The 25,171-nt window shown below is 57.1% G+C and carries 26 protein-coding genes; 11 read left to right on the top strand and 15 right to left on the bottom strand.

The genetic code is table 11. The annotated features are described in order from the left end of the window. Positions 1-63 precede the first annotated feature (63 nt). From AB5Y73_RS12480 to repC, 5 genes are all read left to right on the top strand, one after another. Positions 64-846 (top strand): hypothetical protein, encoded by a 783-nt coding sequence (locus tag AB5Y73_RS12480; RefSeq protein ID WP_047439892.1) that lies wholly within the window; start codon positions 64-66, stop codon positions 844-846. Between the two features lie 20 nt (positions 847-866). Beyond that, positions 867-1,469, top strand: a complete 603-nt coding sequence (locus AB5Y73_RS12475; RefSeq protein WP_047439890.1) for a hypothetical protein — start codon at positions 867-869, stop codon at positions 1,467-1,469. Between the two features lie 240 nt (positions 1,470-1,709). Continuing rightward, positions 1,710-2,045, top strand: a complete 336-nt coding sequence (locus tag AB5Y73_RS12470; protein ID WP_015848536.1) for a helix-turn-helix domain-containing protein — start codon at positions 1,710-1,712, stop codon at positions 2,043-2,045. Next, positions 2,032-2,910, top strand: coding sequence for a helicase RepA family protein (locus AB5Y73_RS12465; RefSeq protein ID WP_323136994.1), 879 nt, complete (start codon positions 2,032-2,034; stop codon positions 2,908-2,910). Before AB5Y73_RS12470 ends, AB5Y73_RS12465 begins: the two co-directional genes overlap by 14 nt. A gap of 25 nt (positions 2,911-2,935) precedes the next feature. After that, on the top strand, positions 2,936-3,736 hold the full coding sequence (gene repC / locus AB5Y73_RS12460) for a replication protein C, IncQ-type (RefSeq protein WP_052200084.1): 801 nt from the start codon (positions 2,936-2,938) through the stop codon (positions 3,734-3,736). Positions 3,737-3,937: 201 nt separating this feature from the next. On the opposite strand, the gene AB5Y73_RS12455 is transcribed toward repC, so the two are convergent. From AB5Y73_RS12455 to AB5Y73_RS12415, 9 genes are all read right to left on the bottom strand, one after another. Further along, complete coding sequence (locus tag AB5Y73_RS12455) at positions 3,938-5,077, bottom strand: site-specific integrase (protein ID WP_047439882.1); 1,140 nt, start codon at positions 5,075-5,077, stop codon at positions 3,938-3,940. Between the two features lie 161 nt (positions 5,078-5,238). After that, on the bottom strand, positions 5,239-6,600 hold the full coding sequence (mnmE, locus tag AB5Y73_RS12450) for a tRNA uridine-5-carboxymethylaminomethyl(34) synthesis GTPase MnmE (protein WP_042063286.1): 1,362 nt from the start codon (positions 6,598-6,600) through the stop codon (positions 5,239-5,241). A gap of 99 nt (positions 6,601-6,699) precedes the next feature. After that, positions 6,700-8,346 (bottom strand): membrane protein insertase YidC, encoded by a 1,647-nt coding sequence (yidC, locus tag AB5Y73_RS12445; protein WP_005355794.1) that lies wholly within the window; start codon positions 8,344-8,346, stop codon positions 6,700-6,702. Positions 8,347-8,351: 5 nt separating this feature from the next. Beyond that, positions 8,352-8,600 (bottom strand): membrane protein insertion efficiency factor YidD, encoded by a 249-nt coding sequence (gene yidD, locus AB5Y73_RS12440; RefSeq protein WP_010672280.1) that lies wholly within the window; start codon positions 8,598-8,600, stop codon positions 8,352-8,354. After that, positions 8,567-8,926 carry a ribonuclease P protein component gene (rnpA, locus tag AB5Y73_RS12435; RefSeq protein WP_005342318.1) on the bottom strand — a complete coding sequence of 120 codons (360 nt, stop codon included), beginning with the start codon at positions 8,924-8,926 and terminating at the stop codon, positions 8,567-8,569. Before rnpA ends, yidD begins: the two co-directional genes overlap by 34 nt. Then, entirely contained in the window at positions 8,926-9,060 is a 135-nt protein-coding gene (gene rpmH / locus AB5Y73_RS12430) for a 50S ribosomal protein L34 (protein WP_005307156.1), read from the bottom strand. The genes rnpA and rpmH overlap by 1 nt, the downstream gene beginning before the upstream one ends. Positions 9,061-9,330: 270 nt before the next feature. Further along, positions 9,331-10,065: an amino acid ABC transporter ATP-binding protein gene (locus AB5Y73_RS12425; protein ID WP_107683426.1), complete on the bottom strand. Its 735-nt coding sequence runs from the start codon at positions 10,063-10,065 to the stop codon at positions 9,331-9,333. Positions 10,066-10,077: 12 nt separating this feature from the next. After that, positions 10,078-10,746, bottom strand: a complete 669-nt coding sequence (locus AB5Y73_RS12420) for an amino acid ABC transporter permease (protein ID WP_013724235.1) — start codon at positions 10,744-10,746, stop codon at positions 10,078-10,080. Then, positions 10,747-11,505, bottom strand: a complete 759-nt coding sequence (locus tag AB5Y73_RS12415; RefSeq protein ID WP_107683425.1) for an amino acid ABC transporter substrate-binding protein — start codon at positions 11,503-11,505, stop codon at positions 10,747-10,749. It abuts the gene before it with no gap. Between the two features lie 311 nt (positions 11,506-11,816). Here AB5Y73_RS12415 and dnaA point away from each other — a divergent pair, with 311 nt between their 5' ends. The 4 genes from dnaA (at position 11,817) to gyrB (ending at position 17,888) form a co-directional block, all read left to right on the top strand. Further along, positions 11,817-13,187, top strand: a complete 1,371-nt coding sequence (dnaA, locus tag AB5Y73_RS12410; protein ID WP_107683424.1) for a chromosomal replication initiator protein DnaA — start codon at positions 11,817-11,819, stop codon at positions 13,185-13,187. An 83-nt stretch (positions 13,188-13,270) separates the two neighbouring features. Beyond that, positions 13,271-14,374, top strand: a complete 1,104-nt coding sequence (gene dnaN / locus AB5Y73_RS12405) for a DNA polymerase III subunit beta (protein ID WP_005339306.1) — start codon at positions 13,271-13,273, stop codon at positions 14,372-14,374. A gap of 2 nt (positions 14,375-14,376) precedes the next feature. Further along, positions 14,377-15,480 carry a DNA replication/repair protein RecF gene (gene recF, locus AB5Y73_RS12400; protein ID WP_058059796.1) on the top strand — a complete coding sequence of 368 codons (1,104 nt, stop codon included), beginning with the start codon at positions 14,377-14,379 and terminating at the stop codon, positions 15,478-15,480. Further along, entirely contained in the window at positions 15,477-17,888 is a 2,412-nt protein-coding gene (gene gyrB / locus AB5Y73_RS12395; RefSeq protein WP_005357188.1) for a DNA topoisomerase (ATP-hydrolyzing) subunit B, read from the top strand. The genes recF and gyrB overlap by 4 nt, the downstream gene beginning before the upstream one ends. 69 nt (positions 17,889-17,957) lie before the next feature. On the opposite strand, the gene AB5Y73_RS12390 is transcribed toward gyrB, so the two are convergent. The 5 genes from AB5Y73_RS12390 to AB5Y73_RS12370 all read right to left on the bottom strand — a co-directional run bounded on the left by AB5Y73_RS12390 (position 17,958) and on the right by AB5Y73_RS12370 (position 22,389). Continuing rightward, positions 17,958-18,722 carry a GNAT family N-acetyltransferase gene (locus tag AB5Y73_RS12390; protein ID WP_107683423.1) on the bottom strand — a complete coding sequence of 255 codons (765 nt, stop codon included), beginning with the start codon at positions 18,720-18,722 and terminating at the stop codon, positions 17,958-17,960. 212 nt (positions 18,723-18,934) lie between these two features. Next, the gene (locus AB5Y73_RS12385; RefSeq protein ID WP_107683422.1) at positions 18,935-19,708 is read right to left on the bottom strand and encodes an alpha/beta fold hydrolase; all 774 of its coding nucleotides are present in this window, start codon (positions 19,706-19,708) and stop codon (positions 18,935-18,937) included. Positions 19,709-19,797: 89 nt separating this feature from the next. Then, positions 19,798-20,502: a YafY family protein gene (locus AB5Y73_RS12380; protein WP_107683421.1), complete on the bottom strand. Its 705-nt coding sequence runs from the start codon at positions 20,500-20,502 to the stop codon at positions 19,798-19,800. A 65-nt stretch (positions 20,503-20,567) separates the two neighbouring features. Then, the gene (locus AB5Y73_RS12375) at positions 20,568-21,527 is read right to left on the bottom strand and encodes a helix-turn-helix domain-containing protein (protein WP_107683420.1); all 960 of its coding nucleotides are present in this window, start codon (positions 21,525-21,527) and stop codon (positions 20,568-20,570) included. 91 nt (positions 21,528-21,618) lie between these two features. Further along, on the bottom strand, positions 21,619-22,389 hold the full coding sequence (locus AB5Y73_RS12370) for an MBL fold metallo-hydrolase (protein WP_107683419.1): 771 nt from the start codon (positions 22,387-22,389) through the stop codon (positions 21,619-21,621). 279 nt (positions 22,390-22,668) lie between these two features. Here AB5Y73_RS12370 and AB5Y73_RS12365 point away from each other — a divergent pair, with 279 nt between their 5' ends. Together AB5Y73_RS12365 and AB5Y73_RS12360 are read left to right on the top strand one after the other, a co-directional pair. Next, positions 22,669-23,082, top strand: a complete 414-nt coding sequence (locus AB5Y73_RS12365) for an Hsp20 family protein (RefSeq protein WP_005339298.1) — start codon at positions 22,669-22,671, stop codon at positions 23,080-23,082. Between the two features lie 92 nt (positions 23,083-23,174). Continuing rightward, a complete protein-coding gene (locus tag AB5Y73_RS12360) occupies positions 23,175-23,615 on the top strand; it encodes an Hsp20 family protein (protein WP_005339297.1) in 441 nt (146 codons plus the stop codon). Positions 23,616-23,687: 72 nt separating this feature from the next. On the opposite strand, the gene AB5Y73_RS12355 is transcribed toward AB5Y73_RS12360, so the two are convergent. Beyond that, positions 23,688-24,938: a valine--pyruvate transaminase gene (locus AB5Y73_RS12355; RefSeq protein ID WP_107683418.1), complete on the bottom strand. Its 1,251-nt coding sequence runs from the start codon at positions 24,936-24,938 to the stop codon at positions 23,688-23,690. Positions 24,939-25,171 lie beyond the last annotated feature (233 nt).

Genomic DNA, 25,171 nt, shown 5'->3' with positions numbered 1-25,171 from the left:
ATCTCGAAGGCTCTTCAGCTAAGTGAGAGCCTGCTTGAAATATCAATATTACAAGGAGTTGCGATGCTACATGCAATCCTGCATGGCAAGGCTGGGCGTATCGAGCGGGAAGGGGAATCCCTGCGCTGGCGCGACCTGTTTAAAGGCAGCGAAGATCTGCTAACTGCCACTTTCTTTGGCCGTCTGCCCCACCTCTCGGACGGTACTCTGGGGGCCGTGCTGCACTTTCTACTCGGTGACAATCCGCTAGACCCGGCCAGCTTTCAACGGCTGGAGCTGTGGCCAAAACTGGTATCGCTGCAGGATCGCCGTTATGTCGAGCCCGATGTGCTGCTCCACTTTGACGACACGCTGGTGGTTATCGAGGTGAAGCCCCCGTTCGGTGGCGACCAGTATCGGGAGCAGTGGCTGGCGCAGGTCAATGCTGTGGTCAGTGAAGCCGAGTTTGATGACTATGAAGACCGGCTCTATTACGTGGCACTTGGCAATATCCCTGTCGCTCCGCTGTCTCCCCCCGATCTGCCGAAGCGCTTTGTCCAGATGACCTTGCGTGAATGGGAGCCACTGCGCCGCTATCTGCAAACTGCCTCCGAGTTTGAATCCTGCCGTCAGGATCGCGCCATCCGCGATGAGTGGCTGCAGGCGTTTGAGCTGTTTGGCATGGCCCCGGTGGTACCTGAATGGGCGCCGTTGTTTGCCTACGCAGGGCGGCTGGATCTGGATTGCGGGGTGATGTCAGAGCGGCAAATTACCCCACCCGCTGAGCCTACTGGTTGGGCTGCTCTGCTCGATTATGCCGGGACATTCCACCTATCTCGCCCCGATTTCTCTTTTTTGAATCACTGACTCTGGCTAAGGATGCCGTCATGCCACACGATCTTGAACAGACCACCCAGCTGGTGACCCAACTGCAACAAGCTCACCGACTCGCAGCCGGTTTCTACCAGCGTATCCTCCCGCTATTCGATCAGATCGCCAGTCAGGCGCTGGACGCCGAGTTCTGGTATTGGGAGCCCAGCGAAAATAGCCGCCCCTGCCGCTCAGGAACCCGCCCTTCCAGCAGCTGGGCATGGGACTATCTGCCACTGTTTGCATCGAATCACGCTTACCGGGACAGGAATGGCGATAAGGCTCTGCAAGGTGATAAGACGCTGATTTTTCGCCTCTATATCGATGATGATTTCCGTCAAAACTCAGCCTTGCGTGCACATACGAAGGGTCAGCCTGATCCTTTGCAACTGTCTGGCAACGCCGTGGTTGAAGTAAATCTGTACCGTTGCCTGCAGGATAGTGATAACCACCTCTGGGATCTGCTCAAGCAGGTTAGCTGGCCTGCTCATCAACCTGACTGGCAGCAAAGTGACAAATGTCATCAGCTTGAGATCTGCTCCAATCATCTGCCGCTCGCCCAGCTGCTTGCCGACCCTGATAGCGTGGCCGATTGGATCAAAGAAATGAACCATCGCTGAGCCTGTGGTTGGCTTGGGATAGCCAACCTAGTGGAGCCTAATGACTTTACTGGCGGTCTCTCGCCCAAATGTCATTTGGCTCTACCAACCCCCCTTCCTGTTCCCATCTTAAATTTCACATCCGAAAATTTTCCAGAAAACGCTGTAAGTGCCCAAAACGGGCACTTACAGCGGTCTGGATTTCGTTAGGTCCCCGGTACGCTCTTGCATGCTGATGTTTGTAACTAGGAGACAATCTGCATGCGCGAACAAAATTCGTCAGTTTTCAGTGATCCGAATGGGGCAATCCTGAAAGAGCTTTATGAGCTTAAGCAGTTGGTAATCCAGCAAGGACAGGCGCAAAAAGAGGTGCTTTCTGCCGAGGAGTGCGCTGAGTTGCTGGGGGTTTCTGTCTGCTATGTGTACCGGCTGACCAGTGAAAAGCGTCTGCCGCATTACAAGCCACAAGGCAAAAAGATCTACTTCAAGCGCGTTGAGCTGCTGGACTGGCTGCTCTCCCACCGCATTTCACCAGACGCCGAACTCACTGAGCATGTAACCAAGCGTGTGCGGCAAGCTAGCCATGGGCGGTTGTGAGGTGGGTATGACACAGGATCTGATTACATCTCTCTGCCCCCGGGATCTCCGGTCGGCTTTTATTGAACCTCCGAAACCCCTCGATTTTGTCCTACCGGGGCTGCCTGTTGGCTGCGTTGGTGCGTTGGTGTCACCGGGAGGGGTGGGCAAATCGATGTTGGCATTGCAACTGGCAATGCAGATCGCCGGTGGGCCGGATTGGATTGGACTTGGCAAGCTGGGCAGGGGAACCGTGCTCTACCTGCCTGCTGAGGACCCTTGGCCTGTACTGCACCAGCGCTTGTTTGCCTTGGGCGGAGGTCTTGATGCTGAACTTCGTGCCAACGTCGAACGAAACCTTCGTCTTATACCGCTGCAGGGCTCCAGTCCGAATGTGCTGGATAGCCATTGGTGGGAAGCGATTGCTATATGGGCTGAAGGGGTGAGGTTGATTGTCATCGATACTTTGAGGCGCTTCCACGATGCCGACGAGAACGCGGCCTGTGCCATGACGCAGGTACTGGGTCAGTTGGAGCGGCTGGCCATGAGGCTGGGATGCGCTGTGTTGTTTGTACACCACACCAGCAAATCCGCAGTATTCCAAGAAGTTGGCGATCTGCAGCAGGCAAGCCGTGGTTCGTCGGTGCTGGTAGACAATGTGCGCTGGCAGGGCTACCTCGCCACTATGACCAAGAAAGAGGCGCAGCAGCTGGGAGTATCGGCAGAGAAGAGCAAGCTTCACGTGCGGTTTGGGGTAAGCAAAAGTAATTATGGGCCGCCACTACCGGAGCGCTGGTTGGTGCGGGGGGAAGGTGGCGTGCTGTATCCCGCTCCCGCTAGGTTGGGCGTAACACGCCGAGCGGGAGGCAAACGTGTCTTGCTTTGAATTGACTCATGCTAGGCATGACCATATGCACTGTCTTGCACCCGGGTTGTTTAGGGCGATCTCGCATGGCCAACGCCGCCGTGACAAGCTGGAGGTGATTTACCGTTTCGGTGGTGGCAATCAGATCGAGTTCTCCGGGCCTGAGCCGCTGGGTGCAGATGACCTCCGTGTGCTTCAGGGGTTGGTTGCCCTGGCTGGACTTGAGTCACAAAGTAACGAGATTGAGCCAGTTGCGGTGAGCGAAACTGGGGCGATATTGCGAGATCTTCTGGATCTTCGTTGGGCTGCCAACCAGCAAAGGGTATTGGTGGTCAGAAGCAGCCTGCGCAAACTGGCCAAGGAGGTTGGATACGCCAATCCTCGGGATACCAATACTGTACGTTGCTGTATCGAGCGATTGTGGAAGGTGTCGGTGATCGCAAAGGTGGCTGGCCAGCGTAGCGGCTTTCGCTTATTGGCGAACTATGTCAGTGACACTCAGACTGATGGACTTTTTTTGGCGCTTAATCCCTTGCTGACCTACGCCATTATGGGTAATGGTCGCCATGTTCGTATCGACATGACAGAAGTTCGGCACTTGAATGGCAGCATCGCTCGGTTGTTGCATCAGCGGCTATGTGCCTGGGTGGATTGTGGTCAGAAAAGGGCAGTGCAGTTAGACACCTTGGTCGCTTATGCCTTTCCCGATGAGGTCAGCACGGCCACCCATCGCAAGCGGCAATCAAGAGTTCGTAAGGCATTGGATGAGCTGACTGCTTTGGGCTGGTCTATCTGCGAACATGCCAAGGGGCGGTTTACCATCGGCCGGCCTGCACTATCACGATAACGGTCACAAACTATCACGAAAGTGGTCACAAAGTTCACGATAACGGTCACAAGCCAATTCAGTGAAACCCAGTTACCGCTTGGGCTGCAGGGCGATCCTGAAATCCGATCTATATTATCTAAGATAATCTAGGCCAGCGCATGGTCGCGCTGGCCTATTTGTTGGCTCTTCCTGGCCATGATCTCGTCGAGGGTGCTTCTATCACTCCAATACGTTGGGAAAATCGAGCATGGCATCTCTACGCCGTGATTCAAGGATGTCTGCATAGATCTCTGTGGTTCTCAGCTCACTGTGTCCCAGCAAGCGGGAGAGGGCATAGATATCGACGCCGCGGTTAAGCTGGATGACGGCGAAGGTATGACGCGCGCTGTGGAAGGTTACCTTCTTGGTTATACCCGCCTGCAACGCCCACCGGGTGAGCTCCATGTTGTGCCAAGCCGAGTACTTGAGGCCCTTGAAGATCCGCTCTGTTGCCTTGCCTGAGCGCCCCATCAGCTGCATCGCCATGTCATTCAAATCCAGGTATTGCAGGCCGCTGGTCTTTTTCTGGGTGAAGACGATACGGTAATGGCCATAGAAAGGCTCCAGCTCGGCCCAGGTCAGCTTGTGAATGTCGGACCAGCGCAAGCCAGTGCAACAAGAGAACAGAAAGGCGCGCTTAAGAACGTCATAGCGGCACTCAGCCTGGGCCATGGCCCGAACCTCATCTTCGGTCAGATAAACCCGCTTGTTCTTCTCCCCCTGGATGACTTTGACGCGTCGTACCGGATTATCCATCAGCAGCCGCTCCTGCTCTGCTTGGTTCAGGGCTGCCCTCAACTTGTTGAAGTAGGCACTTTGGGTGTTGCGGCTCAGTGGCGTGCCGCTTTTGGTGCGGGCCTTGTGCATCAGGTAGTGCCGAAAACCCTCCAGGAACAGCTGATCGACCTCCTCGAAAGTCAAATCAGGCAGTTTATGGTACTGGCGCAAATGCTTGAGGGTAGACACCCAGATGGAATAGTTGCTCTTGCTGCCTGCCGCCTTTTGGTCGGTCACTTCCTGGAAGTACTCAAAGAAGCTGGCCTTGTGGGCGCTCGATAAATCCAGATGGTGTTTGCCGGTCTCGTATTCGAAGAGCCGCTTGGCGCGAATGGCTTCGGCTGCCCGCTGGGTTTCTTTGTTGTGAAGCCGCTGTGCCGGGGTACGCGGCTTGTCGTACAGGAAGAGATCCAGGGGCTCTCTGCTGCGCTTGTGCTTGCGGATGCCTGTGGCGGGATCAAGGTAGGAGCCGGCGTAGTAGGTTAAGCGCGCAGTGCGCTTGCCTTCGGCGTCCGGTTCGCGGAATTCGATGCTGATCTTCATGAGTGTCCCCCAAAAGTACCCCAAGAGGTTACTTCGGGGTACTCTCGGGGTAAATTCTCACGAAACAAGATCAGGTAAGAACAGCCAGTAAAAACAAAGTCCAATATTTACAATGTCTTATGTTCTTTATGGCTGCTTTTTATTGCTGATTTTTCACCACATTACTTGCCGATGCAGAAGCTGGAGAAGATACGGCCCAGCAGATCGTCGGAGCTGAATTCACCGGTGATCTCGGAGAGGGACTCCTGTGCGAGGCGCAACTCTTCGGCCACCAGCTCGCCAGCCACGAACACTTCCAGCTGCTCTTTGGCTACCAGCAGGCGCTCGGCGGCACGCTCCAGCGCATCCAGATGGCGGCGGCGGGCCATAAAGCCCCCTTCGGTATTGCCCTGGAAGCCCATGCAGGCTTTCAGGTGCTCGCGCAGGGCGGGCAGCCCCAGCTCGGTTTTGGCGGAGATGCGGTAGACGGCGTGGCCCTGCTCCTGGCTCGGTGCCAGATCCTCGCCTGTCAGATCGGCCTTGTTGCGAATGACGGTGAGGCCGATGTTTTTTGGCAACCGATCAACAAATTCCGGCCAAATTTCCCGCGGGTCGACCGCGTCCGTGGTGGTGCCATCCACCATAAACAGCACCCGGTCGGCCTGTTCGATCTCGGCCCAGGCGCGCTCGATACCGATCTGCTCCACCTTGTCCTGGGTGTCGCGCAGACCGGCGGTGTCGATGATGTGCAGCGGCATGCCATCGAGATGGATATGCTCGCGCAGCACATCGCGGGTGGTACCGGCGATCTCGGTGACGATGGCCGACTCACGGCCCGCCAGGGCATTTAGCAGGCTCGATTTGCCGGCGTTGGGACGACCGGCGATCACCACCTTCATCCCTTCCCGCAGCAGGGCGCCCTGTTTGGCTTCCCCGCGCACGTCGTCCAGCTCGGACATGATGGCGTAGAGGTCGCCCGCCACCTTGCCGTCGGAGAGGAAGTCGATCTCCTCGTCCGGGAAGTCGATGGCCGCTTCCACATAGATGCGCAGCCGGATCAGGCTCTCCACCAGTTGCTGAATTTTGCTGGAGAACTGCCCCTGCAGGGAGTGCATGGCGCTGCGAGCGGCCTGCTCGCTGGATGCTTCGATCAGATCGGCGATGGCTTCGGCCTGGGCCAGATCCAGCTTGTCGTTGATGAAGGCGCGCTCGCTGAACTCGCCGGGGCGGGCAGGGCGGATGCCGTCGATTTTCAGAATGCGGCGGATCAGCATGTCCATGATGACGGGGCCGCCGTGGCCCTGCAGCTCCAGCACATCCTCGCCGGTGAAGCTGTTGGGAGCTTTGAACAGCAGGGCGATGCCCTGATCCAGTACCTGGCCTTGCTCGTCCCTGAACGGCAGATATTCGGCGTAGCGCACCCGCGGGAGCTTGCCGAGCACTATCCCGGCGACCTGTTCGGCGGCGGGGCCGGAGACCCGGACTATGCCGACGCCACCACGGCCTGGCGCGGTGGCCTGGGCCACGATCGTATCTGTTGTCATCTTGCTTGGCTCGTTTGTTCGCTGATAGGAAAACGTAGTGGGAGATATTGTAATAAAAAAGGCGGCCCGAAGGCCGCCTCTTTTGTCATCACGGGAAGATTAGCTGCGTGAATGCAGTCCTTTCTTCTCCAGCTGACGATAGATGATGGTCTGCTGGATGATGGAGATGACGTTGCTCACCAGCCAGTAGAGAGTCAGGCCAGCCGGGAACCAGAGGAACATGAAAGTGAAGATGATCGGCATGAACTGCATCACTTTCTGCTGCATCGGGTCGGTTACGGTGGTCGGGCTCATCTTCTGCAGATACCACATGGAGGCACCCATGAGGATTGGCAGCACGAAGAAGGGGTCCTTCACTGACAGGTCAGTGATCCACAGGGCAAACGGCGCGTGACGCAGTTCAACGGACTCCATCAGTGCCCAGTAAAGGGCGATGAAGATCGGCATCTGAACCAGGATCGGCAGGCAGCCACCCAGCGGGTTGACCTTCTCCTTCTTGTACAGCTCCATCATGCCCTGAGACATCTTCTGGCGGTCATCGCCGAAGCGCTCGCGCAGGGCCGCAATCTTGGGTTGCAGCATGCGCATCTTGGCCATGGAGGTGTACTGGGCCTTGGTCAGCGGGAACATGATGCCGCGTACCAGCAGGGTCAGCATGATGATGGCCAGACCCCAGTTCTGGACGAAACCGTGGAACACGGTCAGCAGCCAGTGCAGCGGTTGGGCGATGAACCACAGCCAGCCGTAGTCGACGGTCAGGTCGAGGTGGTTAGCCACCTTGGCCATCTGGTCTTGCAGCTTGGGACCGACCCACAGCTTGCTGGTTACTTCAGCCTGTTGGCCGGCAGCCACGTCAACCAGCGGCGCCTTGTAACCGATGATGGCCTGGCCTTTACCAGGGATCACACGGCTGTAGAAGCTGTTGGTATCGTCGGCATTCGGTGCCCAGGCAGAGACGAAGTAGTGTTGCAGCATGGCGACCCAACCACCCTTGGTGGTCTTGTTCAGGTCGGCATCCTTCATCTCGTCGAAGGTGTACTTCTTGTAGCGGGTATCTTCAGTGGAGAAGGCACCACCACGGTAAGCGCTGGCTACCATGGCATGACCTTCCTGATCCTTCGGCGTTGCTACGGTCTGCTTCAGCTGACCATAGAACTGCACCTGAACCGGCTCGGCAGATTTGTTGTCGATCTTGTAATCAACGCCAACGGCATAGTCGCCACGCTTGAGGATGAACTCCTTGGTGAAGACAACGCCCTTGCTGTCGGTCCAGGTCATCGGAACGACGACTTGATCCTGACCATCGGCCAGCTGATAGCTGGTCTGGGCGGCTTCATAGGTAGGACGACCTTCGGCCTGACTGTCCGGACCGTTGCGACCCACCAGACCGCTCTGGGCGATATAGAGGTGCTCAGGCTTGCTGGTCAGCAGCACGAACGGTTGGTCCTTGCCCTCTTCCAGTTTGTGAGACAGCAGTTCGGCAGACACGACGTCACCACCCTGGGTATCCAGGGTCAGCTTGAGCACGTCAGAGGAGACGGTGATCAGCTTGCGTGCGGCAGTCGCGTTGGCTTGCTCGGAAACCTGAGGAATATCACCGGTCTGACCGGCTTCAGGTACGAAATGTTCGGTTTGGGCCACGGTAGTCGGGGCCGGCTTCGGAGCCTTGTCGGACTCCCACTGTTGCCAGAGCAGAAAGCTCACGAACAGCAAACCGATCAGGAGTAGATTGCGTTGTGATTCCATAGTCTTCAGTTTCTTCGCTTTGGTTGCGGAACCGGGTCATAACCACCCTCGGATAAGGGATGGCATTTTAATAGACGTTTGCTAGCTAACCAAACGCCTTTTATGAAACCGTGAAGTCGGATGGCTTCTATCGCAAATTGGGAACAAGTCGGAGTAAAACGGCAGCGCGGCCCCAGCAGGGGACTAATGATTAGCTGATACAGACGTATCAGTTTGATAGCTACCCATTGCAACGGCGTGACAGAGTGCGCCATAGCTTTTCCAGTAACTTGAACAGTTCCTCGTTATCCATCTCTTTCACACCGGCCTTGGCGATCACCACGATGTCGATAGCGGGCAGCTGATGTTGTTTGAGGCGGAAACTTTCCCGAACCACCCGTTTGACACGGTTACGCCAGACGGCACGCTTGAGTGCTTTTTTGGGCACAGCGAGACCAAGACGAGGGTGTTCGAGCGAATTGGGAGAGGCGAGAAGAGTAATCTGCGGGGAAGCAGCCCGGACAGGCTCGGCGAAAACGCGTTTGAAGTGTTCGGGAGTTAACAGACGTAACTCCCGAGAGAAGGTGTGCTGGGTAGGCATTAGACTACCAGGCGGGCACGACCCTTGGCACGACGAGCGGCCAGAACTTTACGACCGTTGGCAGTTGCCATGCGGGCGCGGAAACCGTGAGAGCGCTTGCGCTTCAGGTTGGACGGTTGAAAAGTACGTTTCATGATTCGATTCCGTATTACTGTACAGTTTTGATTGTCACACTTAGCCGACGCGCCAGCTATAGCGTGTGACGACTAGCAAAAGAGGCCGAATTCTAAACAGAGTTCGGCTTTTAGTCAATCCGCCGTTCCCTCTCATCCTGCGGTGGTCTTGAAAAGGCCACTGCCGAGCGTGAGGATCCAGAGGATCGAGGGCTCCGGATTATACTGGCAACCCGGTGTTAAACAAGGGATCCCTCAATAAAAAAGGCGGCTAGGCCGCCAAAGAGAGAGCTATTTAAGGACTTTCCGCAAGAACTCCCGGGTACGGGGATCCTTGGGATCGACCAATATCTGATCCGGCGGGCCCTGCTCCACGATCCGGCCATCTTCCATGAAGATCACCCGATCGGCCACATCCCGTGCGAATTCAATCTCGTGGGTCACCACCACCATGGTCTGGTGCTGGCTAGCCAGCTTTTTCATCAGCCCGAGCACTTCATCGACCCATTCCGGATCGAGCGCCGAGGTGGGTTCGTCAAACAGGATTACCTTGGAGTGGGCCGCCATGGCCCGGCCGATGCCGACCCGCTGCTGCTGGCCGCCGGAGAGGGAGGCCGGATAGGCATCCTGCTTGTCGGCGAGACCAATGTCCTTGAGGATGCCGAGCGCTGTGGCGCGGGCCTCCGCTTTTGGCTGCTTCCAGACGGTGATCAGCCCTTCGGCGATGTTGTCGAGCGCCGTCTTGTTGGCAAACAGGGCGTAGTTCTGGAACACGAAGGAGGCCCGCTTGCGCAGCTCGATCGCCTGCTGTTCGCTGGCCTTGGCCAGATTGAGCTCGAGATCGTCGATGGCAAGGGTGCCCGCATCCGGGGTCTCCAGCAGGTTCAGGCAGCGCAACAGGGTCGACTTGCCGGTGCCGGAGGGGCCGATGATGACGACAATTTCCCCCTTTTTGACCTCCAGATCGATGCCGTTGAGTACCTGATTGCCGTGATATGCCTTGGAGAGGCCGGTTAGCTTGATCATGAGAGCCCTCCTTTAATAGGCACGGTTGAGACGAATTTCCAGCAGATGCTGCAAGCGGGTAAAGAAGATCACCACCACCCAGTAGATCAGCGCCACCGCCATAAAGCTCTCGAAGAACTTGAAGGAGGAAGAGGCCTCCATTTGCGCCTTGCCCATTATCTCGGCCACTCCCAGGGTGAACGCCAGCGAGGTGCTCTTGATCATGTCGATGAAGTAGTTCATCAGCGACGGGGTGGCGATGCGGGCCGCCTGCGGCAGGATGATCCGCTGCATCGCCTGATAACGGCTCATGCCGATACTGAGCGCCGCTTCCATCTGGCTTTTGTGAATGCCTAGGATGGCTGCGCGGATCGACTCGGCCATGTAGGCGGCGAAGTGCAGGGTCAGACCGACGATGGCGGCGGTAAAGGCATCCATCCCCACGAAGATCGGGAACAGTTGCGGCAATCCGTAGTAGAGCAGGAACAGCTGAACGAGTAGCGGTGTACCCCGAAAGAACGAGATATAGAGCATCGCCAGCCAGTGAATCGCAGGGACGCGAAACACCCGTACTATCGCCAGGGCCAGCGAGAGTACGAGTGCCAGCACGAATCCCCACAGGGCCATTTCCATCGTGGTGCCCAGGTATTTGAGCAGGATGGGAAACAGCCCCAGCGTGTATTCGAGGTCAAATTCCATCATTTATTTGTCGGTGATGTCGGAAGCGAACCATTTCTCGGAGATCTGACGCAGGGAGCCATCCTTGCGCATGGCGGTCAGGGCCTCGTCGACCTTCTTCAGCAGCGCCTGTTTCTCCGGGGTCTTCAGGAAGGGCAGGGCGTTCTCGATAGTCTCGAACGGTGCGCCAGCCTGTTGCAGCGGCAGCTTGGACTCTTTGATCAGCTGGGCGGTGGAGACGCGGTCCATCACGAAGGCATCGATGCGACCCAGCGCGACATCCTGCTCGAAGGCGGAGTCATAGGTGCGGATATCGATCTTCTTGTTCGGGTCGTTCTTGCGCAGCAGCTCTTCAAAGTTGGAACCCAGGTTCACGGCAACGCTCTTGCCTTCCAGATCCTTGATGCCGTGGATGGTGCTATTGCCCTTGCGGACTACGATCTGGGCGCCGTCATAGACGTAGGGCTGGGAGAAGTCGTACTTCGCCTTGCGCTCGTCGGTGATGGTGATCTGGTTGGAGATGGTATCGATGCGGCCGGTTTCCAGCATGCCGAACAGGCCGGAGAAGCTGGCGGTCACGAATTCGACCTTGTAGCCGGAGCGCTCGCCGATCTGGTTCCACATATCCACTTCAAAGCCCTGCAGCTTGTCCTGCTTGACGAAAGTGAACGGGAAATATTTGCCGGACATGCCGACCTTGATGGTCTCCTGGGCGATAGCCTGACCAGACAGGGTAGCCAACAGGATGGCTGCGCCGGAAATAAGCTTGATGGAAGTTTTCATGGGGTTTCTCTCTCTAAATGTCTTGTATTTGTAGTTGTAATAACTGCTTTGGCGCTGATGTTATTGGAATAAAATTTAAAAAATAAATGACATTTGGTTATATGAAATAACAGGAGAGAAGCATGGGATCGACCAATCCGGACGGTGGATCAAGCTGTGGGTAACTTTGGGGATGAAATCCGATCCAAAGGCGCTGGATCCTTGAAAGTCAAGGATCTTATTTGCTGGATCCACCGGGCGATGGCTGGAGATCCGGCGGCTAAAAACGTAGAATAGCCGGTCTTTAGTTAATCAATCGACAGGAGTTTAGAGTGACTGCTTCGCTATGGCAGCAGTGCCTTAACCGGCTGCAAGATGAGTTGCCCTCGGCAGAATTCAGCATGTGGATCCGGCCGCTTCAAGCGGAGTTGAGTGACAATACTCTGACCCTGTATGCACCGAATCGCTTTGTTCTGGACTGGGTACGAGACAAGTATCTCATCCGGGTTAACGGCATCATCAACGAACTCTGCGGGGTCGACGGCCCCACCCTGCGTTTTGATATAGGCAATCGTCCCCATCCTGTTGCTGTCGCCAGAGCGCCGGTACAGGGTGCCGCGCCTGTGAATAACTTGCAGAAGAGCTGGGAAAGCAAGGCTGAAGCCAAGCCCGAGCCGAACCACAAGAGCAACACCAACGTGAACTATACCTTCGAGAATTTCGTCGAGGGTAAGTCCAACCAGTTGGCGCGTGCGGCTGCCCGTCAGGTAGCGGACAATCCGGGTGGTGCTTACAACCCGCTGTTCCTCTATGGTGGCACCGGCCTGGGTAAAACCCACCTGTTGCACGCCGTTGGCAATGCCATCAAGGAGAGTAAAAAAGATGCCAAAGTCATCTATATGCACTCCGAGCGGTTTGTTCAGGACATGGTGAAAGCGCTGCAAAATAACGCCATTGAAGAGTTCAAGCGTTACTACCGCAGCGTCGATGCCCTGCTCATCGATGACATCCAGTTCTTCGCCAACAAGGAGCGCTCCCAGGAGGAGTTCTTCCATACCTTCAATGCCTTGCTGGAAGGTAACCAGCAGATCATCCTCACCTCGGATCGCTATCCGAAGGAGATCAACGGTGTAGAAGATCGCCTCAAGTCCCGCTTCGGCTGGGGCCTGACCGTGGCGATCGAGCCGCCGGAGCTGGAGACCCGCGTCGCGATCCTGATGCGCAAGGCAGACGAGAACCAGATCCATCTGCCGGACGAAGTGGCCTTCTTCATTGCCAAACGTCTGCGATCCAACGTCCGTGAACTGGAAGGCGCCCTCAACCGGGTGATAGCCAACGCCAACTTTACCGGCCGTGCCATCAACATCGATTTCGTGCGCGAAGCGCTGCGCGACCTGTTGGCACTGCAGGAGAAGCTGGTCACCATCGACAATATCCAGAAGACGGTGGCGGAGTACTACAAGATCAAGCTGGCGGATCTGCTCTCCAAGCGTCGTTCCCGCTCCGTTGCCCGTCCGCGCCAGCTGGCGATGGCACTGGCCAAGGAGCTGACCAACCACAGTTTGCCGGAGATAGGTGATGCCTTTGGTGGCCGTGACCACACTACCGTTCTTCATGCCTGCCGCAAGATCGAGCAGCTGAAGGAGGAGAGTCACGACATCAAGGAGGACTATTCCAACCTGATCCGTACCCTTTCTTCCTGATAACGGAATCGAGTGGACAGATGCAGCGCGAATATTCCAACCTGATCCGAATCTTTTCCTCCTAATCACAACGGAGAGCACAGATGCAGCTCGAAATTAGCCGTGAGGCCCTGTTACGTCCTCTGCAACTGGTGTCCGGCGCCCTCGGCGGCCGACCGACCCTGCCGATCCTCGGCAACGTGCTGCTTGATGTCAGCAACGGTCTGCTGTCACTGACCGGTACCGATCTCGAAGTAGAGATGATCGGTCAGGTCTATCTGAACGGGGCCAGCGAAGATGGCCGCACCACAGTACCGGCGCGCAAGCTGCTGGATATCTGCCGTGGTCTGCCGGAAGGCGCCGAGATCCGTCTCAATACCGAAGGGGAGCGCCTGATCATCCGGTCAGGTCGCTCCCGCTTCAACCTCTCGACCCTGCCGGCGACCGAGTATCCGAACATCGAGGATTGGGAATCCGTGCTCGAGTTCGATATCAGCCAGCTGGAGCTGAAGAAGCTGATCGATGCGACCCAGTTCTCCATGGCCAGCCAGGATGTTCGTTACTACCTGAACGGTATGCTGTTCGAGAGCGAAGGTCACGGTCTGCGCACCGTGGCGACCGACGGTCACCGTCTGGCCACCTGCCGCCGCGAGGTGGTAGGGGAATCGCTGCCCGATCATCAGGTTATCCTGCCGCGCAAAGGGGTACTGGAGCTGGTGCGTCTGCTGGAGGCGGAAGACAAGCCGGTACGTCTGCAGATCGGCCGCAGCAACCTGCGTGCTGCGCTGGACGGCTTCATCTTCACCTCCAAGCTGGTGGATGGCCGCTTCCCGGATTGGCGCCGCGTCATTCCGCGCAACAGCGACAAGGCCCTGATCGCCGGTCGTGAGGATCTGCGTCAGGCGTTTGCCCGCGCCGCCATCCTCTCCAACGAGAAATTCCGTGGGGTGCGTCTCAATCTGCAGGAAAACCTGCTGCGCATCACCGCCAACAACCCGGAACAGGAAGAAGCCGAAGAGCTGCTTGACGTACAATATGCCGCTGGCGAGATGGAGATCGGCTTTAACGTCTCTTATGTGCTGGACGTGCTGAATACGTTAAAATGTGACCAAATTCGGATTAGCCTGAGCGATTCCATCAGCAGTGCCATTATTGAGGATTTTGAACATCAGGATGCTCAGTACGTGGTGATGCCGATGCGGATCTAGTCGTGTCCCTGGTCAAACTCCAGCTCAGCGACTTTCGCAATATCCAGCAAGCCAGTCTCAAGCTGTCGCCCGGCCTCAACATTCTGGTCGGGTGCAATGGCAGCGGCAAGACCAGCGTGCTGGAAGCCATTCACTACCTTGGTCTGGGGCGCTCCTTTCGCACTCATTTGACCGGGCGGGTCATCCGCCAGGGGGAGAGGGCGTTTACCCTGTTTGCCCAGTGTGAACTGGAGGGGCGTCAGGTACCGATCGGTCTTGCCAAAGACAAGAGTGGCGAGACCCAGCTCAAGATTGCCGGGGCGCAGGCCCAGCGGCTGGCCGATTTGGCGGAGCTGTTGCCGGTGCAGTTGATCCATCCCGATGGCTTCAACCTGCTGACGGGCGGGCCTCAGGCTCGCCGTGCCTGGCTCGATTGGGGCGTTTTCCATCAGGAGCCGACCTTCTTTGCCCTCTGGGGACGAGTGCGGCGGCTGCTGAAACAGCGCAATGCGCTGTTGCGCCAGAGCACCCAGTACCGCCAGCTGGCGTTCTGGGATCAGGAATTGGTGCGGCTGGGTGCTGAGCTGGCCGAGTTTCGCGCCAGTTATTGTCAGGCCATTACGCCCCTGATCAAGGAGATGACGGCGGATTTTCTGCCGGAATTCGATATCAGTCTCGGCTTTTACCGGGGCTGGGAGAAAGACACTCCCCTCGGCGATCTGCTGGAGGCGGGGTTTGAGCGGGATCGGGCGCTGGGCTATACCGGTGTCGGTCCACAGAAAGCCGATGTGCGCCTCAAGGCGAACGGGGTGCCCGCTCAGGATATTTTGTCCCGGGGTCAGCTGAAGTTGCTGGTCTGCGCCATGCGACTGGCCCAAGGGCTCTATTTGAATCAACATAGCAGCCGTGGCTGTATTTTTTTAATTGACGATTTTGCCTCTGAACTGGATGTCGACAAGCGCCGCTTGCTGGCCGCAAGGCTGAAGCAGTGTGCGTCCCAGGTGTTTATCACTGCCATCGACACCGGTCAGCTCGCAGACATGATGGATGCGAATGACTGCAAGTTGTTCCACGTGGAACAAGGTAAAATCTCCGAAACGTTAGAGAAGGCAGAGAGTAAGCTATGAGTGAAAATACTTACGACTCCTCGAATATCAAGGTGCTGAAGGGCCTGGATGCGGTCCGCAAGCGCCCGGGGATGTATATCGGCGATACGGATGATGGCTCGGGTCTGCACCACATGGTGTTCGAGGTCGTCGATAACTCCATTGACGAGGCGCTCGCTGGCTACTGCTCCGATATTCTGGTCAAGATCCATTCCGACGGTTCTGTCTCTGTGCGTGACAATGGCCGGGGTATCCCGGTAGACATGCACGAGGAGGAGGGCCGCTCCGCCGCAGAGGTCATCATGACCGTGCTGCACGCAGGCGGTAAGTTTGATGACAACTCCTACAAGGTATCCGGCGGCCTGCACGGCGTGGGTGTCTCGGTAGTTAACGCCCTCTCTGACAAGCTGTTGCTGACCATTCGTCGTAACGGCCACGTCTACGAGCAGACCTATCATCTGGGTGAGCCGCAGGCGCCGCTCAAGCAGATTGGCGACAGCACCGGCACCGGTACCGAAGTTCGCTTCTGGCCGAGCCCGGCCATTTTCAGCGATACCCTGTTCCACTACGAGATCCTGGCCAAGCGCCTGCGTGAGCTCTCCTTCCTCAACTCCGGTGTCTCCATCCGTCTGCAAGACGAGCGTGATGGCCGCGAGGCGCATTTCTGCTACGAGGGTGGCATCAAGGCATTCGTTGAGTACCTGAACCAGAACAAGACCCCGATCCACCCGAAGGTGTTCCACTTCACCACCGAGCAGGATGGTATCGGCGTTGAAGTGGCGATGCAGTGGAACGACGCCTATCAGGAAGGGGTCTACTGCTTCACCAACAACATCCCGCAGCGGGATGGTGGTACTCACCTCGTTGGTTTCCGTACCGCGCTGACCCGTACTCTGAACTCCTATATGGACAAAGAGGACTACAGCAAGAAGGCCAAGTCTGCCGCCAGTGGCGACGACGTACGTGAAGGTCTGATTGCCGTTATCTCCGTCAAGGTGCCGGATCCCAAGTTCTCATCCCAGACCAAAGACAAGCTGGTCTCTTCCGAAGTGAAGACCGCCGTTGAACAGGCGATGGGTGAGAAGCTGGCTGACTTCCTGCTGGAAAACCCGGGCGATGCCAAGATCGTGGTCAACAAGATCATCGATGCGGCCCGTGCCCGTGAAGCGGCCCGCAAAGCCCGCGAACTGACCCGCCGCAAAGGCGCGCTGGATATCGCCGGTCTGCCCGGCAAGCTGGCTGACTGTCAGGAAAAAGACCCGGCTCTCTCCGAACTCTACATAGTGGAAGGGGACTCTGCTGGCGGTTCCGCCAAGCAGGGTCGCAACCGTAAAAACCAGGCCATCCTGCCGCTCAAGGGTAAAATCCTGAACGTGGAGAAGGCCCGTTTCGACAAGATGATCTCCTCGCAAGAGGTGGGCACCCTGATCACCGCACTGGGTTGCGGTATCGGTCGCGACGAGTACAACCCGGACAAGCTGCGTTATCACAACATCATCATCATGACCGATGCGGACGTTGATGGTGCGCACATCCGAACCCTGCTGCTGACCTTCTTCTATCGTCAGATGCCGGAAATCATCGAACGTGGCTACGTCTACATCGCCCAGCCGCCGCTCTACAAAGTGAAGAAGGGCAAGCAGGAGCAGTATCTGAAAGACGAAGACGCGCTGCTGCAGTACCAGACCGCCATGGCGCTGGATGGTGCTACCCTGCACGTTAACGAGTCTGCCCCGGCCATCGGTGGCGAGGCTCTGGAGCGTCTGGTCAACCAGCACCGCTCGGTGACTCACCTGATCACCCGCATGTCTCGTCGTGCGCCGGAAGCCGTGCTGACCCAACTGATCTATCAGCCGGAGTTGAACGAAGCGCTGCTGAACAGCGAGAGCGATCTGCTGGCCTGGTGTCAGGGTATGGAAGCCGTGCTCAACGAGAGCAACCACGGTATCCAGTACCAGATCCAGGTTCGTCGTGACGAAGAGCGCAGCCTGTACGTGCCGCACGCCGTGGTACGTCAGCACGGTGTCGATCGCGAATATCCGCTCAGCTACGACTTCCTGCAATCCGGTGAGTACCGTCAACTGGTCTCGCTGGGCAAGGAGATCGCCAACCTGATCGAGGAAGGTGGTTTCATCAAGCGTGGCGAGAAGGTCAAGCCGGTTGCCAACTTCGTGGAAGCCGTCGAGTGGCTGATGGGTGAAGGCAAACGCGGCATCTATATCCAGCGCTATAAAGGGCTGGGAGAGATGAACCCGGACCAGCTGTGGGAAACCACCATGGATCCGGAAGCCCGTCGCATGCTGCGCGTCACCATCGACGACGCCGTCGGTGCTGACCAGCTCTTCTCCACCCTGATGGGTGATGCCGTTGAGCCCCGTCGTGACTTTATCGAGACCAACGCCCTGCGCGTGGCCAACCTCGACGTCTAATCGACGCAGTCAGACAGCAAAAAGCCGCTCCTTGTGAGCGGCTTTTTTACATCCACTATCTGCACCCGATCAGAGCAGTTTGCTCATGATGACCAGATTGTGGGGTAGCTCGGCACCATCGCTAGCTGTGCGGTGACGCAACGCTGGCACGATATGGTGAATGACCTTGAACCCCAGTTTGGCATAGAAAGGCTCGGCGGTCTGGGTGCCGAGATTGACCTCGTAAACCCCTTGCTGCGTCAGGTACTCCAGCACGGTATTGGCGAGCTGGGTGCCGGTTCCTGCGGGTTGCCCCGGTTGCACCACCACAGTGCCGATATAGGCGTAACGCCGCTCATCCTGAGTCCAGATTGATCCGGACATGCCGCCCTGCAGCTCACCATGCTCATCGCGCAACATCAACACAAAGGTCGGCCGGATCTTGGGATCCTGCTCATTGACGGCCTCGACATAGAGCGTCTTGCCAGCCACTTGAGTGCCGTATTGCATCCCGAAAATCGCGGTATGGTCTGGGCCAGCAGGCATGTGGACGGTTTCATGCCGATAACCACGTTCGACCAACGGAGCCTGTACCTGCAGGTAAGTGGTGAGTATTACCACTTCATTGATGAGCTGACCCTGTTGCTGCTGTTCCGAGATCAGCTGATCCAGATAATCGAGCGGGGCGCTGAGAAAGCGGGCTTCCGGATAGTGGACGATGACGTTCGGATTGAACCCAAACTCCTGCTCACGCTGTTGTAGCAGGGCGAATAGCGCCAACTGTTTCTCGCTCAGTTCATCGGGGGAGCTGTTGTCCAGCTGGTACAGTTCGAGTGGATTATGTCGAGTGGTCATTGTTTCTCCAGATAATAAGGCTCGAGGATGATAACACAGACGGCGCAGCCGGATGCCCGGATGCCGCCCAACGTTCCACGTGAAACACTGGCAGTTGAAAGGATGGACGATCGGGCTGAGATAAAGAAAATGCCGAATTTGATGTTCGGCATTTTGATGATGAGTTCGCTTGCACAGAGCTGATTCTTTATGTGCAGTGTCCTATGGAAGAGTTAATTATTTTTATGCTGTGACATGAACTGTTGAAGCATTTTACCTGCCAGTTCAGGCGACTCTTGATGAGCTGAGTGGCCCGCGAGCGGAATATTGGCAAAACTGGAACCTGCGATTTTTGCTTTTAAAGCCAATGCCTCCTCAAGCGAAAATATGACATCGTTATCACCTCTCATGATTAATGTCGGACAACGAATGTTTTCAACCAGGTTACTCGGGTAGCCAGAGGGTGTTGTATCAAGCCAAACAGCCTTTACAGCATCGACAAGTTTAGGGAAATCAGGCTCGGGATTTGACACTTCGTATAGCGCGACATCATCGGCAAACTTTGAAATCCAAAAGTCTGCTGTTAAGCCGCTTAGCAACCCGAGTGATGGATCATCAGGCTCTAATCGCCACGTTGCACCAAGTGTAACCAAACAAGAAACGCTATCGGGTTCTTGTACGGCTAGTCGATAACCTACGATACCACCATCACTAAAGCCAAATATTGAATATTTATCAACGCCCAGATAGTCGAGGAGTGTTTGGATATCTTGCTGATACTGCAAGTAACTCAGTGGCTTACTACCTAGAGGGGATTTTCCATGGCCACGGAAATCTACACTGATCAACTGATAATCCATGGCAACATATCTTTGAATGGGTATTAGTTCATTAAGGGAACCAAGGCCACCATGAAGCATCAATAAAGGCTCACCATCAGGATTACCCGAAAGTTCGTAATACAACTCACCACCGTTGACGCCGATATAACCACTTTTATTGTTCATGTTTTTGAGCAACCTCGTTTCGATGTATATGACCTAACAGATGAAATAGCACATCTGCGTCGACCCCCTCAGGATGGCGCTACCTGCTGTCAGTTTCTGTCAGCAATGAATTTCGGCTGCGGGATTTGCTGGGTGGTGCGCCACTCCTTCAGCAGGCTCTCTCTGCTTTTTGGATAGCGGCAATCTTGCGGCTGCATCCGGGTGATGCGATCGACCCGAAAGTGGCGAAAGCCCTGACGCAGTTCGCACCAGGCCACCAGTACCCGCACCTGTTCGAAGTAGCCGAGGGCAAATGGCCAGACGGTGCGCTCAGAGGCCTCATCCTTGAGATCGCGATAGCCTAGGGTCACCTTGCGTTGTTGGCGGATGGCGCTGCGCAGCGGAGCTTCATCGGTGAGGCTCTCGCTGCGGGAGGTGCCGATCAGCAGGGCATTGCTCTGGAGCTGCTGGCGATAGTCGGCGGGTAGCACGGCTTCTATCTTGGCCAGCGCACTGCTGGCCGATGTACTCAAGGCTCCGTCACCGTGGGCGACGACCCAACGCGATCCCAGCACCAGCGCATCCAGCTCCTCTTCACTGAACATCAATGGCGGCAGCATGAAGCCGGGACGCAGCACATAGCCGATCCCGGGTTCACCCTCGATATGGGCACCTTGTGCCTGCAGGGTGGCGATATCCCGGTAGAGGGTGCGCAGGCTGATGCCAAGCTGGCTGGCCAGCTCCGCGCCTGTGATGGCGTAGCGGTGGCCGCGCAGCAGCTGGAGCAGGGCCAGCAGGCGTTCGGAACGGGACATGGTATGACTCCTCGGGGTCTCTGGTTAGCCTGCCATAGCGGAGTGAGCAGGTACAGCGGGCATCATCAGGAGTTATGGCCACGAAAAGATCGTCGCCACTCGCTGGGGGAGATGGCAAAGCGGGCTCGAAAGTGATTGCGCAGGGAGGTGGCACTCTTGAAGCCAACCAGCTCGGCAATGCGATCGATGGAATGACCGCTCACTTCCAGTAACTCCTGACTGCGCCTGAGCCGCTCCGCCAGCAGCCATTCACCCACCGAGAGGCCGGTTGCCTGATGAAAACGGCGGGTAAAGGTGCGTCGACTCATCAGGGTGAGATCTGCCAGAGAGTCCAAGGTATGGGGGGCGGCCAGATGGGCACGCAGGTGGTCGAGCAACTGGTTCATCCGGACATCGCGGGTGGAGGCGGGCACCGGCTGCTCGATAAACTGGGCCTGCCCCCCTTCCCGGTGGGGCGGGATCACCAGCCTCCGTGCCACCTTGTTGGCGATGGCCGAGCCGTGGTACTGGCGCACCAGATAGAGGCAGCAATCCAGCCCGGCGGCAGTGCCTGCCGAGGTGACCAGCCCTTCGTCATCCACATAGAGGGCGTTGGTATCGAGCTGCACGCAGGGAAAGCGGTGGCAGAAATCCTGCTCGTACTCCCAGTGGGTCGATGCCTTGCGACCATTGAGCAGCCCGGCGTAGGCGAGCACATAGGTGCCGAGACAGAGCCCGACCAGTCGGGCACCTCTGGCTCTGGCGGCAATCAGGGCATCGAGCAGCGCTGCAGGTGGCCGTGCTGACGGGTCGTGCCAGAAGGGGATGACGATGATCTCCGCCTCGGCCAGCACCTCCAGCCCATGGGGCGCCTGAATGGTGAAGCCTTGCGCCGAGTGTGAGTGGTGGTTGCCATCACCGCAGCAGATCTTGAGCTCGAACAGTGGCTGGCCCGGCAGGATATCGCCGAAGATGAGGCAGGGGACGGCGCAGTGAAAAGGGCTGAAGTGATCGAAGGTCACCACGGCAACGATCGGGGTGGGCATTATGTTGACTCCTCTCTGCGCGCAGACCTCTCATCATAAGCGTTCGGCAGTGAAAGCCGAAGGGCCATGTCTGGCATGGCCCTCCTGCGGATCACAGCGATATCGCCTCGCCATCTTCCGGCACCCGTACCCGATCCATCATGCCCCGTATCGCCAGATAGTCGCGCAGCTCCTGGCGTGACAGCACGGCGTGATTGACCGCCTCCATATGGCTGGCGAGCAGCGTGGCCTGCGGTGCGGCCTGATATACGGCGGCGACATCCTCCCTGCCCATGATGATGGAACCGAGTCCGGGCACCTGTGCATCGCCGCAATTGAGGATGATGACCTCAGGCTGATGCTGTAGCAGGGCTTGCTCGACCGAGGGATGCCAGATGGTATCACCGGCCAGATAGAGGCACTGTTCATCGGGATGGGAGAAGAGCACGCCGCACACTTCTCCCATGCGCTCGCCCAGTACCGCCATCAACTGGTCGCTGCCGTGCTGGCCACCGGTCTGCTGCAGGCGAATGCCGGCAAACTCGGGCTGGTCGCTCAGCAGGCGCACATCCTCAAAGCCACTGGCACGAATGGCATCAGCATCTTTCTGATGTTGTACCAAGAGCGGCAGATGTTTGGGGATCAGGGCTCTGGCGGCATCATCCCAGTGGTCGGGATGGTCGTGGGTGACGATAACGGCGTCCACATCGACCAGCTCATTGATCGGCAGCGGCAGCTCGACCAGCGGATTGCGCAGCTGGCTGTTGGCGGTGCCCTCAAAGCCGGGGAAGGCCCCCTTGGCCGAGAGCATGGGGTCGATCAGAAAGCGGGTGCCGGCATAGTCGAGCAGCAAGGTGGCGTTGCGAACCTGAGTAATCTTCATGGGATGGCTCCATGTTGGCTGGTGGATATGCAACCAATTATGGGAGACGGAGCGAGTTGTCATCAGTGGCCCACGGGTCGATTATCATCACTATCGGGCCAACAGGTTGATGTTCTACAGGTCGGCGCGGCCATTTAAAAATTTGAAAAAATCCCCTTGAAAGGAAAAAGTGAGCCCCTATATAGGTAACAAGGCCGGAACGCTCGACAGAGGTTTCGACCAGGCGCCCGTCCATAAGGAGGGCAAAACATCCGTTATCGCTCACAAGAGGGTAATACTATGCGTTCTATCGACTTTTCTCCGCTCTATCGTTCTGCCATCGGTTTCGATCGTCTGGCCAATCTCATCGAATCTGCGGCCAGCAATGGCAATGCCGGTTATCCCCCCTACAACATCGAGCAGCTGGGTGACAACGACTACCGCATCAGCATGGCGGTGGCGGGCTTTACCCAGGAAGAGCTGGAGCTGAGCTTCCAGGAAAATCTGCTGACGGTGAAGGGCAACAAGCAGGCCGACACCGGGCGCAACTATCTCTATCAGGGGATCGCCGAACGTGGTTTCGAGCGCCGCTTCCAGCTGGCCGACTATGTGCGGGTGAAAGGGGCCGACCTGAAAAACGGCTTGCTGCACATCGAGCTGGTGCGTGAAGTGCCCGAGGCGATGAAGCCGCGCAAGATCGAGATCAACGGCTGATAGCTTGAATTCACTGAAATTTTAAAATTTCCCGGGCGCCGATGACGGGCCTGTGGAGAGTTGAACCTGTTGCTTATTAGAAGGATAGGATTATGCGTAACCTCGATTTTTCTCATCTCTATTCCAACGCCGTCGGCTTCGAGCGGATGGCCCGTGAGCTGGAAGGTCTGTTCGAGCAGAAGACCGCCGCTTACCCCCCGTACAACATTGAAAAGCGTGATCAGGATGGCTATCGCATCACGGTCGCCGTGGCTGGCTTCGAGCGCGAAGAGCTGGAGCTGGAGACCGAAAACGGCACACTCAAGGTGAAGGGGCGCAAAGGGGCTGCGGCCGGTGAGCGTCAGTTCCTCCATCAGGGGATTGCCGAGCGTGACTTCGAGCTCGCCTTCAAGCTGAGCCAGCACGTGGAAGTGCAGGGCGCCAAGCTGGAGCATGGTCTGCTGACCATCGATCTGGCACGCGAACTGCCGGAGGCGCTCAAGCCCCGCGCCATCCCTATCGGCAAACCCGAGCAGCTGGCGCTGCCCGGCTAAGCAAACCGGATCGCGATAAATGACAAAGGCCTGCATCTGCAGGCCTTTCTGTTTTTGTATCGCCGGATTGGATTAACCAGCGTAGAGAGCGTTGATCTCGTCCGCCAGAATGGCGATACCGCGGCGCACCAGCTCCTCGCTCTGGGAGTAGTTGAGGCGGATGCACTCCTGGCTGTGGCGCCACTCGGGGTCATCGATGCCGGGGAAGAAGTAATGGCCCGGCACGATCAGCAGGTTCTTCGCCTTCAGTCGCTCATAGAGTTCCTGACAGTGGATCGGCAAATCTTCAAACCAGAGCCAGAGGAAGAGGGCCCCTTCCGGCTTGTGAATGTGGAAGCGTGGGTCGGGGATCGCTTCGCGCAGCAGCTGCACCGCCAGCTCCGCCTTCTGCTGATAGAAGGGCTTCACCACCTGTTCGCTGAGAGTGATTATGTCGCCGCTCTCGATCATCGGGATGGTGATGGCAGGCCCCAGACTGCCCGGCGCCAGATTGATGATGCCGCTCAGGTTGGTGATGGCCTGGATGATCTTCTCATCGGCGATGACGATGCCGCAGCGGGTGCCCGGCAGGCCGAGCTTGGAGAGGCTCATGCAGAGGATGGTGTTGGCGTTCCAGAACGGCTTGGCTTCGCTGAAGATAATGCCCGGGAAGGGGACGCCGTAGGCGTTGTCGATCAGCAATGGGATTCCCTTGTCGCGGGCGATCTGATCGAGGTGTTCGATCTCTTCGTCGGTCAGCACGTTGCCGGTGGGATTGGTCGGGCGGGAGACACAGATCACCCCGATGTCGTCACCCACCTGCAGGCTCTCGAAATCCACGTGGTATTTGAACTGGCCATCGGGCAGCTTCTCGATGGTGGGCTTGTAGGCCACGAAGTAGTCGTCGGCCAGCGCCGAGTCGGCATAGCCGATGTATTCGGGAGCGAGCGGGAACAGCACCTTCTTCTTGCGGCCATCGGCAAATTCACCGGCCAGCAGGTTGAACAGGTAGAAGAAGGCATTCTGGCTGCCGTTGGTCAGGGCGATATTGCGGGCCGAGATATCCCAGCCCAGCTCTTTGCTGAGCAGGGCGGCCAGCGCCTTGGTGAACCTGTCTTTGCCCTGGGGGCCGTCGTAGTTGGCCATCGCTTTGACCAGCTCGCCGTTGTCGAGCAGGCTCTTGGCTTCCGCCTGAAAGCGTTCCAGCATGGCGGGGATGGGGGCCGGATTGCCGCCACCCAGCATGATGGCGTCCGGATTGGTCAGCCCCTGATTGAGGTCATCCATGAGTTGGGTAATACCGGCGTGGCGAGTGAACTTCTCGCCGAACAAGGAAAATTCCATTCGGTGACAGATCCAGAGTCAGTTACGAAGATGTAGCACCATAGCTCAGTTTAAAAGCGGGTGTCGATCAAAAAGATGGGACGTTCCACGTGGAACATGGCGCAAAAATCAAGCGTGGTTAAAAGCACCAACTGTTGGTTTAAAAATGACCGAGCGGGATGCATTTTGCGACTCAATTTGGTATCGAGATATAGTTAATTTAAACAAAATCATCACGTTATGAATTGCGTGAG

The organism is Aeromonas sp. s7(2024) (assembly GCF_040907825.1).
Lineage (GTDB): Bacteria > Pseudomonadota > Gammaproteobacteria > Enterobacterales > Aeromonadaceae > Aeromonas > Aeromonas veronii.
This window is presented reverse-complemented; position numbering and strand designations above follow the sequence as displayed.

Bases quoted from the DNA above. Each gene is read 5' to 3' on its own strand.
- AB5Y73_RS12415 (WP_107683425.1), bottom strand. From the start codon at position 11,505: ATGAAAACTTCCATCAAGCTTATTTCCGGCGCAGCCATCCTGTTGGCT.
- AB5Y73_RS12390 (WP_107683423.1), bottom strand. From the start codon at position 18,722: ATGACCACTCGACATAATCCACTCGAACTGTACCAGCTGGACAACAGC.
- AB5Y73_RS12380 (WP_107683421.1), bottom strand. From the start codon at position 20,502: ATGTCCCGTTCCGAACGCCTGCTGGCCCTGCTCCAGCTGCTGCGCGGC.
- dnaN (WP_005339306.1), top strand. From the start codon at position 13,271: ATGCAGCTCGAAATTAGCCGTGAGGCCCTGTTACGTCCTCTGCAACTG.
- AB5Y73_RS12420 (WP_013724235.1), bottom strand. From the start codon at position 10,746: ATGATGGAATTTGACCTCGAATACACGCTGGGGCTGTTTCCCATCCTG.
- AB5Y73_RS12355 (WP_107683418.1), bottom strand. From the start codon at position 24,938: ATGGAATTTTCCTTGTTCGGCGAGAAGTTCACTCGCCACGCCGGTATT.
- rnpA (WP_005342318.1), bottom strand. From the start codon at position 8,926: ATGCCTACCCAGCACACCTTCTCTCGGGAGTTACGTCTGTTAACTCCC.
- AB5Y73_RS12455 (WP_047439882.1), bottom strand. From the start codon at position 5,077: ATGAAGATCAGCATCGAATTCCGCGAACCGGACGCCGAAGGCAAGCGC.
- yidD (WP_010672280.1), bottom strand. From the start codon at position 8,600: ATGGCGCACTCTGTCACGCCGTTGCAATGGGTAGCTATCAAACTGATA.
- AB5Y73_RS12360 (WP_005339297.1), top strand. From the start codon at position 23,175: ATGCGTAACCTCGATTTTTCTCATCTCTATTCCAACGCCGTCGGCTTC.
- AB5Y73_RS12365 (WP_005339298.1), top strand. From the start codon at position 22,669: ATGCGTTCTATCGACTTTTCTCCGCTCTATCGTTCTGCCATCGGTTTC.
- AB5Y73_RS12480 (WP_047439892.1), top strand. From the start codon at position 64: ATGCTACATGCAATCCTGCATGGCAAGGCTGGGCGTATCGAGCGGGAA.
- gyrB (WP_005357188.1), top strand. From the start codon at position 15,477: ATGAGTGAAAATACTTACGACTCCTCGAATATCAAGGTGCTGAAGGGC.
- AB5Y73_RS12370 (WP_107683419.1), bottom strand. From the start codon at position 22,389: ATGAAGATTACTCAGGTTCGCAACGCCACCTTGCTGCTCGACTATGCC.
- AB5Y73_RS12385 (WP_107683422.1), bottom strand. From the start codon at position 19,708: ATGAACAATAAAAGTGGTTATATCGGCGTCAACGGTGGTGAGTTGTAT.
- rpmH (WP_005307156.1), bottom strand. From the start codon at position 9,060: ATGAAACGTACTTTTCAACCGTCCAACCTGAAGCGCAAGCGCTCTCAC.
- AB5Y73_RS12470 (WP_015848536.1), top strand. From the start codon at position 1,710: ATGCGCGAACAAAATTCGTCAGTTTTCAGTGATCCGAATGGGGCAATC.
- AB5Y73_RS12475 (WP_047439890.1), top strand. From the start codon at position 867: ATGCCACACGATCTTGAACAGACCACCCAGCTGGTGACCCAACTGCAA.
- AB5Y73_RS12465 (WP_323136994.1), top strand. From the start codon at position 2,032: ATGGGCGGTTGTGAGGTGGGTATGACACAGGATCTGATTACATCTCTC.
- repC (WP_052200084.1), top strand. From the start codon at position 2,936: ATGCACTGTCTTGCACCCGGGTTGTTTAGGGCGATCTCGCATGGCCAA.
- AB5Y73_RS12425 (WP_107683426.1), bottom strand. From the start codon at position 10,065: ATGATCAAGCTAACCGGCCTCTCCAAGGCATATCACGGCAATCAGGTA.
- mnmE (WP_042063286.1), bottom strand. From the start codon at position 6,600: ATGACAACAGATACGATCGTGGCCCAGGCCACCGCGCCAGGCCGTGGT.
- yidC (WP_005355794.1), bottom strand. From the start codon at position 8,346: ATGGAATCACAACGCAATCTACTCCTGATCGGTTTGCTGTTCGTGAGC.
- AB5Y73_RS12375 (WP_107683420.1), bottom strand. From the start codon at position 21,527: ATGCCCACCCCGATCGTTGCCGTGGTGACCTTCGATCACTTCAGCCCT.